At 39.9% G+C, this 15,096-nt stretch carries 18 protein-coding genes and 1 riboswitch; of the genes, 11 read left to right on the top strand and 7 right to left on the bottom strand.

All coding sequences use genetic code 11. The annotated features are described in order from the left end of the window. Positions 1–96: 96 nt before the first annotated feature. Entirely contained in the window at positions 97–576 is a 480-nt protein-coding gene (gene moaC / locus AM305_RS06230) for a cyclic pyranopterin monophosphate synthase MoaC (RefSeq protein WP_005824181.1), read from the bottom strand. 134 nt (positions 577–710) lie between these two features. Further along, entirely contained in the window at positions 711–1,724 is a 1,014-nt protein-coding gene (gene moaA / locus AM305_RS06225; protein ID WP_005824179.1) for a GTP 3',8-cyclase MoaA, read from the bottom strand. Next, positions 1,713–1,859, bottom strand: a riboswitch (molybdenum cofactor riboswitch). Its footprint overlaps the gene before it by 12 nt. 105 nt (positions 1,860–1,964) lie before the next feature. Between moaA and AM305_RS06220 the strand changes: the two genes are divergently transcribed. After that, on the top strand, positions 1,965–2,366 hold the full coding sequence (locus tag AM305_RS06220) for a DUF423 domain-containing protein (protein WP_005824178.1): 402 nt from the start codon (positions 1,965–1,967) through the stop codon (positions 2,364–2,366). 127 nt (positions 2,367–2,493) lie between these two features. Here the strand turns inward: AM305_RS06220 and AM305_RS06215 are convergent, their stop codons facing one another. Then, a complete protein-coding gene (locus AM305_RS06215; RefSeq protein ID WP_005824176.1) occupies positions 2,494–3,885 on the bottom strand; it encodes a glucose/sorbosone family PQQ-dependent dehydrogenase in 1,392 nt (463 codons plus the stop codon). 142 nt (positions 3,886–4,027) lie between these two features. Next, a complete protein-coding gene (locus AM305_RS06210) occupies positions 4,028–4,942 on the bottom strand; it encodes a LysR family transcriptional regulator (RefSeq protein WP_005824173.1) in 915 nt (304 codons plus the stop codon). A gap of 105 nt (positions 4,943–5,047) precedes the next feature. Between AM305_RS06210 and AM305_RS06205 the strand changes: the two genes are divergently transcribed. The 5 genes from AM305_RS06205 to pmbA all read left to right on the top strand — a co-directional run bounded on the left by AM305_RS06205 (position 5,048) and on the right by pmbA (position 8,011). Further along, positions 5,048–5,521 carry a carboxymuconolactone decarboxylase family protein gene (locus AM305_RS06205; protein ID WP_005824171.1) on the top strand — a complete coding sequence of 158 codons (474 nt, stop codon included), beginning with the start codon at positions 5,048–5,050 and terminating at the stop codon, positions 5,519–5,521. Between the two features lie 79 nt (positions 5,522–5,600). Next, the gene (locus AM305_RS06200) at positions 5,601–6,026 is read left to right on the top strand and encodes a PACE efflux transporter (protein ID WP_005824169.1); all 426 of its coding nucleotides are present in this window, start codon (positions 5,601–5,603) and stop codon (positions 6,024–6,026) included. After that, a complete protein-coding gene (locus AM305_RS06195; protein WP_005824167.1) occupies positions 6,013–6,438 on the top strand; it encodes a MarR family transcriptional regulator in 426 nt (141 codons plus the stop codon). The genes AM305_RS06200 and AM305_RS06195 overlap by 14 nt, the downstream gene beginning before the upstream one ends. An 8-nt stretch (positions 6,439–6,446) precedes the next feature. Then, on the top strand, positions 6,447–6,587 hold the full coding sequence (locus AM305_RS12255; protein ID WP_005824165.1) for a hypothetical protein: 141 nt from the start codon (positions 6,447–6,449) through the stop codon (positions 6,585–6,587). A gap of 74 nt (positions 6,588–6,661) precedes the next feature. Next, positions 6,662–8,011: a metalloprotease PmbA gene (pmbA, locus tag AM305_RS06190; protein WP_005824163.1), complete on the top strand. Its 1,350-nt coding sequence runs from the start codon at positions 6,662–6,664 to the stop codon at positions 8,009–8,011. 79 nt (positions 8,012–8,090) lie between these two features. Here the strand turns inward: pmbA and purK are convergent, their stop codons facing one another. Genes purK through purE form a run of 3 tightly spaced genes read right to left on the bottom strand, consistent with a single transcriptional unit; the run spans position 8,091 to position 10,669 of the window. Beyond that, the gene (gene purK, locus AM305_RS06185; protein ID WP_005824161.1) at positions 8,091–9,179 is read right to left on the bottom strand and encodes a 5-(carboxyamino)imidazole ribonucleotide synthase; all 1,089 of its coding nucleotides are present in this window, start codon (positions 9,177–9,179) and stop codon (positions 8,091–8,093) included. Positions 9,180–9,198: 19 nt separating this feature from the next. Further along, the gene (locus tag AM305_RS06180) at positions 9,199–10,164 is read right to left on the bottom strand and encodes an asparaginase (RefSeq protein WP_005824159.1); all 966 of its coding nucleotides are present in this window, start codon (positions 10,162–10,164) and stop codon (positions 9,199–9,201) included. 10 nt (positions 10,165–10,174) lie between these two features. Next, positions 10,175–10,669, bottom strand: a complete 495-nt coding sequence (purE, locus tag AM305_RS06175) for a 5-(carboxyamino)imidazole ribonucleotide mutase (RefSeq protein WP_005824156.1) — start codon at positions 10,667–10,669, stop codon at positions 10,175–10,177. A gap of 220 nt (positions 10,670–10,889) precedes the next feature. Here purE and sspA point away from each other — a divergent pair, with 220 nt between their 5' ends. The 5 genes from sspA (at position 10,890) to AM305_RS06150 (ending at position 15,079) form a co-directional block, all read left to right on the top strand. Beyond that, on the top strand, positions 10,890–11,534 hold the full coding sequence (gene sspA / locus AM305_RS06170; protein WP_005824155.1) for a stringent starvation protein SspA: 645 nt from the start codon (positions 10,890–10,892) through the stop codon (positions 11,532–11,534). Next, entirely contained in the window at positions 11,534–11,953 is a 420-nt protein-coding gene (locus tag AM305_RS06165) for a ClpXP protease specificity-enhancing factor (RefSeq protein ID WP_005824153.1), read from the top strand. The genes sspA and AM305_RS06165 overlap by 1 nt, the downstream gene beginning before the upstream one ends. 153 nt (positions 11,954–12,106) lie before the next feature. Beyond that, the gene (gene dapB, locus AM305_RS06160; protein WP_005824151.1) at positions 12,107–12,919 is read left to right on the top strand and encodes a 4-hydroxy-tetrahydrodipicolinate reductase; all 813 of its coding nucleotides are present in this window, start codon (positions 12,107–12,109) and stop codon (positions 12,917–12,919) included. 19 nt (positions 12,920–12,938) lie between these two features. Beyond that, positions 12,939–14,072 (top strand): methionine biosynthesis PLP-dependent protein, encoded by a 1,134-nt coding sequence (locus AM305_RS06155; protein ID WP_005824149.1) that lies wholly within the window; start codon positions 12,939–12,941, stop codon positions 14,070–14,072. 125 nt (positions 14,073–14,197) lie between these two features. Beyond that, positions 14,198–15,079 (top strand): metal ABC transporter substrate-binding protein, encoded by an 882-nt coding sequence (locus tag AM305_RS06150; protein WP_005824147.1) that lies wholly within the window; start codon positions 14,198–14,200, stop codon positions 15,077–15,079. Positions 15,080–15,096 lie beyond the last annotated feature (17 nt).

Genomic DNA, 15,096 nt, shown 5'->3' with positions numbered 1-15,096 from the left:
TTAACTAATCTTATCAATAATTTGTAGGGGCGAATTACATTCGCCCTTGTGATATTTTGAATTATCGGGGCAAATATGATTTGCTCCTACAAAATGTTATGGTTTGGCAACGAAATCGCCTGATTTCCCACCGCTTTTACTGAGCAATCGAACTTGTTCAATCACCATATCTTTTTGTACTGCTTTGCACATATCATAAATCGTCAAAGCAGCGACACTGGCTGCGGTTAAGGCTTCCATTTCTACGCCGGTTTTGCCCGATAGCTTACATAGGGCTTCAATCCGTACTTGATTTTTTTCAGGCAATGCTTCAAGTTGCACTTCTACTTTAGAAAGCAGAAGTGGGTGGCAAAGGGGAATGAGTTCCCAAGTTCTTTTTGCTGCTTGAATGCCGGCAATGCGAGCCGTGGCAAAAACATCGCCTTTATGGTGGTTGCCTGAAATGATCATCTGTAATGTTTCAGGGGTCATTGTTACAAAGGCTTCCGCACGAGCTTCTCGCACGGTATCTTGCTTGGCGGAAACATCAACCATATTAGCTTCGCCGTTTTGGTTTATATGGGTAAAGGTGTTCATTATTTTCTCTTTTTCTTAAGCCCTAGGGCTAACACCCTAGGTTATGCATAAATAAGCTCCTACGGAGCTTAAGGCATTTTCCTGTCCCGTAGGGACAGATTTATACTTAACCGTGGGCGAGTAGCCCACGGTATCTATCCCCCAATCGATGCCAAATTATTTCTCACGCCACTATCGCCAATATGCAAATAATGGTGTTCACGCTTGCCTTGCAGAGCGGATTTTAATCTGGCTTCGAGTTGAAATTGTTGCTCGTCCGATTGCAATAAATCCCGAATATCGATCCCTTCTTCGCCGAACAAACAAAGGTGCAATTTGCCTAATGCCGACACTCTTAAACGGTTACAGCTGGCACAAAAATTCTTTTCATAAGGCATAATCAAACCGATTTCCCCTTGATAATCAGGGTGGGCGAGAACTTTAGCCGGTCCATCAGACATCGCTTTAGGTTGCAATTGCCAACCTTCTTGAGTTAATCGTTCTAAAATAGATTGCCCTGAAAGGTGCTGTTGCTGGAAAAAGTGATCCATTTCGCCGGTTTCCATTAACTCAATAAACCGCATCTGAATAGGGCGATCTTTAATCCAATGCAAGAAATCGTCCAAACCTTTAGCGGTATATTGCTTCATCAACACAGCATTAACTTTGACTTTTTTATAGCCAATCTCAAAAGCACGATCGATACCGTTTAACACCGTTGCGAGTTTATTTTCCCCCGTAATCAAATGAAATTGGCGAGGGTCTAAGCTATCAACACTCACGTTTAAATGGGTAATTCCAGCTTGTTGCCACAACTCAACATCACGTTCCATTCGATAACCGTTGGTAGTTAATGCAATTTGGCGAATACCTGCCGTTTGTGAAAGGCGATGAGCGATTTCTAAAAAATCCTTGCGTAAAGTCGGCTCGCCACCGGTAATACGGATTTTTTCCGTGCCTAAATTGGCAAAAGCTTGAGCAACACGTTGAATTTCATCGACAGATAGAAAGGTTTGTTTATGCGACGGCGGACGATACCCATCGGGCAAACAATAGTTGCAACGAAAGTTACAGACATCGGTAATCGACAACCGTAAATAAGTGTATTGACGCTGGAAACGATCTACTAAAGTAGAATTGTTTCCAATCTGTTTAATTGGAATTTGCATTTGACACCTTTCTAAATACGAGTGGCCCGATAATTTCTCAGCGAACCATGGAATTATTTGTTATATAATTCTGGCATTGTTTCCATATCGTTTTGATTTTGACTTAGGAAAACAAGCTCGGAGTCTGTTATGGATAAATCTACTCTATTCTAAATAGGTCATAAAATAAAGCAATAGCTAACAAGCGGTAGAAAACAAAAAGTTTTTTGCTAAACGATTGCTTTTTATCAGGAGGAAAAAATGAAAAACAAATTTTTAGCTTTTGCCGCATTCAGCGGATTTTTTTGTATTGCATTTGGTGCTTTTGCTTCCCATGCATTACAGAAAACATTAGAGCCTAAAGCGATTGATTGGATTGCAACAGGCTTGCAATATCAAATGTTCCATACCTTAGCATTGTTTGGATTAGGTTTATTCCAAATTGCAAATCAATCACAAAATCCGCCCGCTTGTCGAGCAAAAGCATTTAATATCATTGGTGGTAGTTGGGTGTTAGGCATTTTATTGTTTAGTGGAAGCCTTTATAGTCTTGCTTTGGTTGGGGCGCCATGGTTTGTTTGGAGTACGCCGATAGGGGGCGTTTTCTTCATGATTGGCTGGGGAGCATTGGTTTATATTAGTTTAAGAAATCGCTCTCACTAAGTATTAAATATCAATAGAAAAAAGATGAAAAACGTACATCCAAATGCCCAAGCGGTTGAAAAAATCGAAAATCTTGCAAAAAAATCAGGCGAAGATGACTTCGCCTGATAGAATGTGAGAGCTGAATTTACTTCGCTTCAAATACTAAAATTGCGCCTCTGTTTGCCATTTCTTTTGTTGGTACGCTATTTTTACCCATAATGTAACCAGCGTTATCGGTCGCGACATAAATTTTGCTTGTATCAGGGCTAACAAGCACCATACGGTAGCGATTGTCGGTACGGAAATGGGTGATTACCTCGCCTTGTACTTGTTTTGCATCTGCATCTAATGGTAAGCGATAGAGCGTACCTGTTTTCACACCGGTAACTAACAATGAATTTTGGAATTCTTTGATTTTACCGTCTTTCGGGTAGTAGGCAATGCTGGTTGTTGCCACAGTTGGCCAGCAAACATATTCCCCATTACATTTTGGATCGTGGAAGTTATAGCTATTTGGTACGGTATAAAACGTTTTCATTGGTTCTTTAAAATTATCCAATTTGGTATCAGTTTCTTTTTGTGCTTCTACTTTCACGCCTTCTGGCACGGTGGTTCCATCATACATTGGTGCATTGGCACAATTTTCTACCGTTGAATAGTTTACATAGCGGTACGCCTGATTATCTTGATAACCCGCAATATGTGGCCAGCCGTAGTTACCACCAGCTTCCATTAAGTTGATTTCATCATCCGTCCCTGGACCTTGATCGATTCCAAAGAGTTTATCGCCTGCATAAACCATACCTTGCGGATTACGTAAACCATAAGCGAAAACATGACTTTTTACTCCCTTGATTTCAGGATTATCTGTTGGGATTGAGCCGTCTAAATTGATACGTAACATTTTGCCACGGTATTTATCAAAATCTTGTTTTGCCAATTCATCAGCACTTGGGATCATCTGTGAACGGATTTCTTTACAACTGTTACCAAATTGGTTGTAACCGCTGTCGCCAAGGGTAAGCAATAGTTTGCCCGATTTATCGAAAATCAAGCGACCAGCTGTGTGATCGTCATTTGCAGGTAATTTGTCTAATACGGTAATTTCATTGCTTAACGTTTGTGTTTTCGGATCGTAAGTTAAACGCACAATACGACCAAATTCTGATTTTTCCCCTTTAACCGAATAGGTGTAGTAGGCATAGACGTAATCTTCATTGCTGCCTTTCATAAAATTAGGATGGAGCGCTAAACCTAATACGCCTTGATGTGGGGGAGCAACAAAAGCATTCTCTAAAGTATAAAGCACTTTATGTATCCCTGTTTCAGGATTAACGATAGAGATGTGTTTACCTTGGCGTTCTGTTACCCAAATATTGCCATCTGCGCCCCATACCATATCCCACGGATTGTTGAGATTATCGATCAAGACACTCGCTTTATAATTTGCTTCGCTTGTATTAACGGTTGGGTTTTCGACCTTGGCATAGCTTGCTGCGGATATAAAAATAAGTGTCGCAAGAATCGTTTTTTTCATGTTGTTTTCCTTTAAAAGGTTAAATAGTTTTGCAGATATTTTATCTTAATCAAAATTCGCACGACATAATCAAAAGTAGGATAAATTATCCGAGAAATGCAAATAATCAAAAGGTAAAGAATTACGAAAAAGTAACCGCTTGTTAATCCTTCCCCCACATTGGATTATTTTCAAATAAACTTGTAGCCCAATCAACAAAGGCTCGAACACGGGCAGATAGTCGCCGAGAATAGGGGTAAACAATGCTAATAGGCATACTGCTAGTTTGCCAGTTCGGTAGCACTTCAACTAATTCACCACTTTCAAAATAACGCTGTACCGAAGCACGTGGCATCGCAATAATGCCTAAGCCGGCAAGGCTGGCATTGCAATACACATCAGCATTGTTAAAGGTTAAATAAGGCGAAAGTTCCACATTGTATATTTCGTCCCCGTTTTTTAACGTGTAAGTATGAAGTTTATCTGTGACTGGAAAACGAAAGCCAATATACTGATGTTGAGCCAAATCCCGAGGGTGGGAGAGTTCTGGAGCATTATTTAAATAGCGAGGCGCAGCACATAAACAAAAGCGCATTTGCCCAACAGGTTTACACACTAAATCGGGTTCGGTAACAGGGCCGCCACGTAAGGCACAATCTACACCCTCTTGAATTAAATCGACTGCCCGTTCGCTACAACGGATTTCGAGCCGAATTTCAGGGTATTTTTGCAAAAAATCGGGCAGTGCAGGGATCAACAAATTTGACCCTAAAGGTGCAGTCGTTTCGATTTTTATTTTTCCCCTTAGCGTGCTTTTGTCTTGAATTAGGTTTTCAAGATCATCAAAGTTTTCTAATAAGATTTTTACTTGCTCATAGTAAGCCGTGCCGTCTGTTGTCGGGTAAACACGCCGTGTGGAACGGTGTAATAACGTCATTCCTAAACGTTCTTCAAGAGCTTGTATTTGTCCCGAGATCGTTGTTTTTGCCACGCCCAATACTTCTGAAGCCTTACTAAAGCTACCTAATTCAACAATTCGGCAAAATGCACGGATTGCTTCAAGTCTATCTAATGCCATTGTTCGATTTCTCGTATAGATTAAATGATTTAATACACTTTATATTTAAAACTCGTTCAAGTAAAGTAGCCAGCGTTTTATATTCAACCCCAAAAAGGAGAAATTATGCAACGTTTAAATTATGCATCAGTTGGTTCAAAAATTTATAGTGAAATGTTAAAAGTAGAAGGCGCATTGGCGCATTTATCTATCGATCTGTTTATGAAAGAGTTGATTAAAATTCGTGCTTCACAACTCAATGGCTGTGCATTCTGCCTAGATATGCATGTTAAAACCGCACGTAAACACGGCGAACGTGAAATGCGTTTACATCACGTTGCAATTTGGCGTGAAAGCAATCTGTTTAATGAAAAAGAGCGTATGGCATTGGAATTGACAGAAGCATTGACCCGTATTCAGCCGGAAGGGTTAAGCGATGAGCTTTACCAGCGTGCAAGCCAAGTATTTAGCGAGCAAGAACTTTGTGATGTGATTTTTTCCATTGCACAAATCAACGCTTGGAACCGTTTAGGAGTCGCTTTTCATACCGAGATTGGCTCAATGGATAAAATGATGGGCTTAGATACCATTCAACTTTAAAGTAAAAATTCTAAAACACCTTGTATCTAATCCTATATCGTACTAAGATAAATTTATTTAGTACGATATAGGATTTTTTATGACCTTTTATGAGCGTATTTTCCATTCGATATTGTTTGAATTTGGCGCAATGACAATCGGTGCGCTTGCGGTGTTACTGGCTGGAGATTTCAGTCTTGAAGCAGCGGCAGGGACGGGAGTTGCAACATCTGTAATGGCAATGGTGCTTAACTTCTTCTTTAACTATGTGTTCGATAAAATTTTTACAGGCAAGCGGGAAGAGCGCAGTCTAAAATTACGGCTTCTGCACACGGTCTATTTTGAGGGAACGTTATTATTGTTTACTATTCCTGTGGTGGCGTATTTATTGGAGTTAAGTCTGTGGCACGCCTTTTTAGCGGATATTGGATTGAGTTTGCTGATTATGCTATATGCGTTGGTATTTAACTGGCTTTATGACATTACTCGTGTCAAATTTGTGGAGCGTGAAAATGACTCCCTTTGATAAATTGGTGGAGCTGGCGGCAAAATTATCGGGCATTTATGCGGCTGTTGCGAAACAGCACCAACTTACCTTAAATGAATTGCATTTTTTATATTCCATCGGGCGATACGGTGCGACTTCGCCGACCGCTATTGGCGATAAATGGAGCTTGCCGAAACAGACGGTAACATCCGTTTGTAAGCAATTGGATCAGAAAGGATTTTTAATTTTTCTGCCCGATGCAAACGATAAACGCAGTAAGTTGATCGCTTTAAGTGCCAGCGGTAAAGTCTTTATTGAGCCGATTATCGCTCGCCTAACCGAAGCAGAATTACAAGTCAGTCGGCAGTTCGGTATGGAAAAATTTGAGGTATTGCTTGATGATACCGAAAGGGTATTAAATCAACTTGTGACACAATTACATATTATTTAGGCGAAGCGATGAACCTGCAAAAAAACACCGATGTGGTATGTATCGCTGAGTTGTTGTATCAAGTTCACGCGGTTCATGTTGAAACTCGCCCCGATATTTGTCAAGCAGGTAAGTGTAAACTCGTTCTCTATCGCATTTTTGCGATCTAAAGCTTTTTAGTTATTCTGTTGTGGTAATTTAAGGTAGAATATACGCCAAAATTGATGACTCACATTGGAAAATTATGTCTTTAGTAACAAAACAAGAATTACAAACGCAAGAACAAGAACTTCGACAAGCGGTTGAATTTGCACTGAAATTTGCAAAAAAAGCAGGTGCAGAAGCAGAGGTCAGCGTCACGAAAGTGGCTGGCTTATCAGTTTCAAGCCGTTTGGAACAGGTTGAAAATATTGAATTTAACAATGACGGATCTTTAGGCATTTCTGTTTATTTAGGTAAACGTAAAGGGAATGCTTCAACTTCAGACTTACAAACAGCTTCCATTCAACGGGCAGTGGAATCAGCGCTCGCCATTGCCAAATATACTTCAGAAGATGAGTGTACGGGATTAGCGGATAAAGAGGAAATGGCTTTTGATGCGCCTGATTTAGATCTTTATCATCAAGCGGATATTTCTGTTGAACAAGCGTTAGAAATGGCGATTAGCACAGAGAATGTTGCTTTAAATGCTGATGAGCATATTGTGAACAGTGAAGGCGCAAGTTTTAATTCGCATAGCGGTGTTCGTGTTTATGGAAATACGCACGGTATGCTCCAAAGTTACCTTTCCAGTCGTTATTCGCTTTCATGTAGTGTGATTTCAGCTTATGAAGATCAGCTCGAACGAGATTATGAATATACGATTTCACGTGAATTTGATAAATTAAAATCGCCGGAATGGGTAGGGCAACAGGCTGCGTTTAAAGCGGTAGATCGTTTAAATCCACAGAAAATCAAAACGTGCGAAGTTCCAGTGATTTATTATAACGATGTGGCTACAGGGTTAGTCGGACATCTTGCAGGTGCGATTAGTGGCGGTGCTTTATACAGAAAATCCAGCTTCTTGTTAGATCATTTAGGTAAGCAAATTCTACCTGAATGGTTTGAAATTTCGGAAAGACCACATTTATTACGCCAACTCGCTTCATCTGCTTTTGATAGCGAAGGGGTAAAAACACAAAATCGTGAAATTATTACCGAAGGCGTGTTACAAACTTATTTAATGACCAGTTATTCAGCTCGTAAAATGGGGTTAAAAACGACAGGGCATGCTGGTGGCATCCATAACTGGCTTGTCCAACCAAACCGCACGGGGGGCTTAGAGGCGTTACTCAAAGAAATGGGAACAGGTTTATTGGTTACGGAGTTTCTTGGTTCGGCTATCAATGCCGTAACGGGAGAGTACTCTAGAGGTGCAGCAGGTTTTTGGGTCGAGAATGGCGAAATCCAATATCCTGTTGCAGAAATTACTATTGCCGGACAACTTCAAGAAATGTTTAAAAATATTGTTGCAGTCGCAGGTGATATTGAACACCGTTCGAATATTCAAACCGGTTCAATTTTAATTGAGAGAATGAAAGTGTCTGGGGAGTAGTTGCAAGAAGCGGTTAAAAAATTAGATCTTTTACAAATTCAAAAGGGCAAATAAGTGATATTTGCCCTTTTTGTTAAACTTAGGCGAGTTTTGTGATTACCCAATCCAGCCCTGAATTAAAATCTTCCGTTAAATTTGGTCGGAGCTGTTCAAGGAGATCGATAAGAACATTTTTATCGGGATGACAAAGATTTATGTGCCCCACCTTTCTACCCGCTCGAACTTCTTTACCATACCAATGGAGTTGAGCGAAAGGAAGATCTAACCATTGGTTAGTATGCTCAATGCCGATAAGATTGACCATCACACTTGGTGCTATTGGTGTCAATTTTGGGGTTGGTAGGTCTAATAATGCTCTAAGGTGTAGTTCAAATTGACTAATTGAGCAGCCTAATTGGGTCCAGTGGCCACTATTGTGTACACGCGGTGCAAGTTCATTGATGAGAAGTTTATCTCCCACCACAAAACATTCCATTGCCATGACACCTATATAATCCAATTCTTGCATAATCGCGCCAAGCATTTTTTCAGCTTGTGCTTGGAATATGTCCTGATTAGGTAGCGTTACATCTGATACACTGTAACGCAAAATACCATTTTGTTGGAGGTTATGCGTAATAGGGTAGAAGCGTGTTGAACCATCTCTAAATCTTGCACCTACCACTGAAATCTCGCCATCAAAGGGAATAAATTTTTCGACAATCACTTCGCCGAATAGATCATCAGTAATTTGGTCGGTATTTTCTGCGGTAACGATCCATTGCCCTCTGCCGTCATAACCCCCAGTACGGCGTTTAACGACAACTTTTTCGCCAACTTCAGCAAAAATTTGTTGCCACTGCGCTTTATTTTCAAGAAGTTGCCACGGAGAAGTGGAAAGATTTAATTGATCGAGTAGGCTTTTTTGCGTGAAGCGATCCGCTAAACGCCCAAAAACATTGAGGTTCACAAAATTTTTGTGATTACCTAACAGTTGGGTAAGCGGTGTATCTGCCCAGCGTTCAATTTCTGCTGTAATAATGCTGTTTTCTTCAAGTTCAAAAACATCTGCATCGAAGGCAAGCGGCTTAACTTCAATATCTAATGGCGCGCCTGCATAGCGTAACATTCTGCCAAGTTGTCCGTTTCCTAGAACATAAATGGGTGGGTAGATTGCACTTTTTTGCATTTGAATTAACCTCGTAAAATTAGAAGTAGTCGGCTAATGGTTTTTCTCGTTGCTGATTAAGCAATACCATTAACTTGATGCGGGCTTTTTGACCGCTTAACCCCGTTGTAAAAATAACGCCTTGTTGTTTGAGTTGTTTTCCTCCTCCAACATAATCATACACGTCTTGTGTTACGCCGTGGAAGGCTCGAGAAACAAGTACAACAGGAATGCTGTTTTCTAATAAGGCTTTAACACCTTTTAAACTAGCCGGAGGTAAATTTCCAGCACCTAAGGCTTCAATAACCACACCATCACAACCGTGATGAGCAAGCTGCTCTAATAGGAAACTATCCATTCCAGCATAAGCTTTAACGAGTTGAATGTTCGATTTGGTAATTTCACGAATCGGGAAGCGTTCGTAATGACTTAGTTGTTGGAAATAAAGCACTTTATTTTTTGCTATTAATCCACAAGGACCAAACGTTGGTGTTTGGAATGTTGCTACGTTAGTTGTATGCGTTTTGGTAACAAATTTCGCATTATGAACTTCATCGTTCATCACAACTAAAACGCCTTTTCCTTTGGACTCTTCACTTAACGCAACTAAAATTGCACTTTGAAGATTGATTAAGCCGTCCGCACCCAATTCGTTACTTGAACGCATTGCACCTGTAATAGCAACAGGGACATTGATATTTAAGGCTAAATCAAGAAAATAGGCAGTTTCTTCGAGCGTATCGGTGCCATGGGTAATCACAACACCGTCAAAATGTTCTTCATTTACCGCTTTCTCAATACGACTTTTAAGTAATAACCAATGTTCAAGGTTAATATGCGGTGAAGGTACATTTAAGACTGCTTCTTGAGAGAGTTCCGCCGGATGATTTAAACGTTCAAGCGCATCTAATAATGGATTGCGAACAGAAGGGGAGACTTTTCCATCTTCCCCTTCACTCATCGAAATGGTGCCGCCTGTGTGTAAAATAAGAATACGTTTTGCCATATTATTCTGCTTATTCCACTCGCGGATCCGGATTATCTAAAACCAGCTGTGTTTGCGCATGGCGGAATGCATGTAATTTTATAGCAAGCTCCGGTTTAAATGCGGCTAAAATTTGTGCTGCCAGTAGCCCTGCATTTGCTGCGCCGGCAGGACCAATTGCTAATGTACCGACTGGAATACCTTTTGGCATCTGTACGATAGAGTAGAGACTATCAACACCGCTTAACATTGAGCTTTTCACAGGAACACCAAGTACAGGCACAATGGTTTTAGCAGCAATCATACCCGGTAAATGTGCCGCTCCGCCTGCGCCAGCAATAATCACTTTATAACCGTTTTTTTCTGCATTTTCAGCAAAAGAGAAGAGTTTATCCGGTGTGCGGTGTGCAGAAACAACTTCAACGTGATAGGGTAATTCAAATTGATCTAAAATTTGGGTTGCTTCAGACATAGTTGCCCAGTCGCTTTTAGATCCCATAACAATAGCAATTTCAGGACGATTCATTTTTTCTTTTCCATATTTAAAAAATTGTGCGTAAGCATACCATAAAAGGCAATCGGTTGCCTGTCTATTTTTATGTTATGTTTCAAGCGGTTAATTTTTGTGATTATTTTACAAAGGGATGATGATATTCGGCTAAATGGTTGTTTAAATGCTATTATTTTCATAGTAGCTTATGTTATAATAACCCACTATTCTTAAATGAGTTATCGGAGAAGTAATAATGACAAACAGTGCAAATAAACGTTCTGTAACCACACTTTTTTCAGAAAAGACGGATATTTATAGTCATCAGGTGCGTATTGTATTAGCTGAAAAAGGCGTACCTTATGAGATTGAGAACATCGCTCCCGATACCATTTCAGAAGACCTTGCTGAAGTGAACCCTTATGGTAGCGTACCAACTTTAGTGGATCGTGATTTAGTGTTATTTAATTCACGTATTATTATGGAGTATTTGGATGAGCGTTTTCCACATCCACCATTAATGCCGGTTTACCCTGTCTCACGTGCTAAATGTCGTTTAACGATGTTCCGTATTGAACAAGATTGGTACTCATTGATCGATATTGTAAATAAAGATCCGGCTTCAGCAGAAGGGCAAAAAGCATTAGCTCAATTACGCGATGAAATTCTTGGTCTTGCTCCAGTCTTTGAAGCAATGCCGTATTTTATGAGTGAAGAATTCAGCCTAACAGACTGCTATATTGCGCCATTACTCTGGAGAATGGTTAATTTAGGTGTTGAATTTACTGGAAATGGTGCTAAACCAATTAAAAATTATATGAGCCGTGTATTTGCTCGTGATAGTTTTGTTCAATCAGTTGGTGGTGCTGCACCAAAACATTTAATGGATGATAAAGATTAATGAAACCGCTACGTCCTTACGTTTATTACGCTTACTATAATTGGATCACAGATAATGATAATACGCCTTACTTACTGGTAAATTGTGATTATCCGAATGTAGATGTGCCAATGGAGTATGTACGTGAAGGAAAAATTATTTTAAATATTGCCCAACGTTCTATCGGTAATTATGTCGTAAACGATGAGAGTATTAGCTTTAGTGCTAGATTTCAGGGAATGTTACGAGATATTTATATTCCATTTGGCGCCGTTGAAGCGTTATATGCACAAGAAACCGGCGATGGAATTATGTTCCAAGAAGAAGCCTATTATAGCGAACAGAGCTATTTAGAAAGAACCTCTATGGCAGAAAGCAATGAGGTAAAAACTAAAAAAGTTGTGAAGAAAAAATCCTCACACTTGAAGCTAGTTAAGTAATGGATTTTTAAACCTCAATAAATTTGTTTTTATTGAGGTTTTTTATTATGAATTTGATAATCACTCTTCCAAAAATTTGTAAATTTAGAGTAAAATCAAACCGCTTATCAGAAATAAGTTGTGCTTTCACAACACTAAGTTACAGGAATGAATATGACATTAAAAATTGCAATCGTGGGTGCAGGCGGAAGAATGGGACGCAACCTTATTCAAGCTGTACAAAATATGGATGGGGTAGAATTAGGCGCAGCATTTGAACGTCAAGGTTCATCGCTCATTGGTTCTGATGCCGGAGAAGTGGCAGGTATTGGGCATTTAGGAGTGAAAATTGCGGAGAGTTTAGCGGAGCAAGCAGATTGTTTCGATGTGTTAATTGATTTCACTCGCCCAGAAGGGACTTTAGCACACCTTCAATTCTGCGTAGCACATCAGAAGAAAATGATTATCGGCACGACTGGTTTTGATGATGCCGGTAAACAAGCGATCAAAGAAGCATCAGAAAAAATAGGCATCGTATTTGCATCTAATTATAGTGTAGGTGTGAATTTAGTTTTCAAATTACTCGAAAAAGCGGCAAAAGTGATGGGAGATTATTGTGATATTGAAGTCATTGAAGCGCATCATCGCCATAAAGTCGATGCACCATCGGGTACAGCATTATCAATGGGTGAGCATATCGCTAAAACGTTAGGTCGTGATTTGAAAACACACGGTGTTTTTGCTCGTGAAGGTATTACTGGCGAACGTAAACGTGATGAAATTGGTTTTGCAACCATTCGTGCGGGCGATGTAGTTGGTGAGCATAGTGTTTGGTTTGCTGATGAAGGCGAACGAGTTGAGATTGCTCATAAGGCCTCTAGTCGTATGACGTTTGCGAACGGTGCAGTACGTGCGGCAAAATGGTTAGCGGATAAAAACAATGGTTTATTTGATATGACCGATGTGCTAAATCTGAACCAATTATAGACGCTGAAAGGAATATAAAATGACAAAATTTAATAATATCGAAACAACATTAGTTCAGCTTGGCAACCGCTCTGATCCTCGTACAGGTGCTGTCGCAACGCCAATTATATTATCGACCGCTTATGGGCGAGAAGGGCTTGGCGAATCAACAGGTTGGGATTATACCCGTACTAAAAATCCTACTCGAGCAGTGTTAGAACAAGGCATTGCAGATTTAGAAGGTGGTGATGCAGGTTTTGCGATGTCTTCAGGTATGGCGGCTATTCAATTAGTGATGTCACTTTTCAAAGCACCTGATGAATGGATTATTTCAAGCGATGTTTATGGTGGCTCATACCGTTTATTTGATTTTAGCCATAAAAATCACGGTACACTTAAACCTGTTTATGTGAATACTGCAGATTTAAATGCAATCGAAGCAGCAATTACGCCAAATACAAAGGCTATTTTTGTTGAAACACCTTCAAATCCACTTATGGAAGAGTGTGATGTTGCAGCTATTTCAAAAATTGCGAAAAAACACAATTTAATGTTAATTGTAGATAATACCTTCTTAACGCCGGTATTATTCCGCCCGATTGAACACGGTGCTGATATTGTGATTCACAGTGCGACTAAATACTTAGCAGGGCATAATGATGTGTTAGCCGGTTTGATTGTTGCCAAAGATTCGGAAGCAACGAAAGTCAATGGGCAGAACTTAACGGAACGTTTATTCTATTTCCAAAACTGCGCTGGTGCGGTACTTTCTCCGTTTGACTCTTATTTAGCGGTTCGTGGCTTAAAAACATTGGCATTACGTATGGAACGCCATCAATCAAATGCAACGGAGTTAGCAAAATTCTTAAAAGAGCAACCGGAAATTGATAGTGTGTTATATTCGGGTAAAAGTGGTATGTTATCTTTCCGCTTACAAAAAGAAGAGTGGGTGCCATTATTTTTAAAAGCGATGAAGCTTATTACCTTTGCAGAAAGTTTAGGGGGAACAGAGAGCTTTATTACTTATCCGGCAACACAAACGCATATGGATATTCCGGAACACGAACGTATTGCTCGTGGTATTACCAATACGTTATTACGCTTCTCAGTGGGTTTAGAACACGTGGAAGATTTAAAAGCGGACTTACGTAGAGCGTTTGATCAATTGAAATAATCATCTCTATAGCATAAAAGGCATACTATTATATAGTATGCCTTTTTATTTAAAAATCATTTGCATTTAGATTTATTGTTTCATATAATGGTAAAACCATAATTAAAAAAGGGAGATTTATCTAAATGAAAAAACTTTTAATTGCATTAACTACATTATTTATTACCGCAATGCCTCTTTCGGCTAAACCATTTAAAGTGGTTACGACCTTTACGGTTATCCAAGACATTGCTCAAAATGTCGCAGGGGATAAGGCGGTGGTCGAGTCGATCACTAAACCAGGTGCGGAAATCCACGATTATCAACCAACGCCACAGGATATTGTGAAAGCACAATCTGCGGATTTGGTGTTGTGGAATGGTATGAACCTTGAAAGTTGGTTTGAGCGTTTCTTTGCACAGGTGAAAGATAAGCCTGCAGTTGTGGTAACGGAAGGCATTGAGCCGATTTCTATTTATGAAGGGCCTTACAAAGATAAGCCAAACCCACACGCTTGGATGTCTACGAAAAATGCCTTGATTTATATTGAGAATATTCGTCAAGCCTTAGTAAAATACGATCCAGCAAATGCAGAAGCCTATAATGCCAATGCGAAAGCTTATGCCGATAAGATCGTTGCCTTAGATCAGCCGTTGCGTGAGCGTTTGGCAAAAGTGCCTGAAGCACAACGTTGGTTAGTGACGAGCGAAGGGGCGTTTAGCTATCTTGCTAGAGATTATGGCTTCAAAGAGTTATATCTTTGGGCGATTAACCAAGATGAACAAGGCACGCCAAAACAGATCCGCAAAGTGATCGACCAAGTGCGTAAACATCAAATTCCAGTGGTATTTAGCGAAAGTACCATTTCAGATAAACCGGCTAAACAAGTGGCAAAAGAGAGTAAAGCACGCTATGGCGGTGTGTTATATGTGGACTCTCTCTCAACCAAAGATGGCAAAGTACCAACCTATATTGATTTACTTAATGTGACGGTAAGTACTATTGTTGCTGGATTTGAAGGTAAATAGATAAGATTAATATGATT

The organism is Actinobacillus minor NM305, assembly GCF_000175195.1.
Classification (GTDB): Bacteria; Pseudomonadota; Gammaproteobacteria; order Enterobacterales; family Pasteurellaceae; genus Haemophilus_A; species Haemophilus_A minor.
This window is presented reverse-complemented; position numbering and strand designations above follow the sequence as displayed.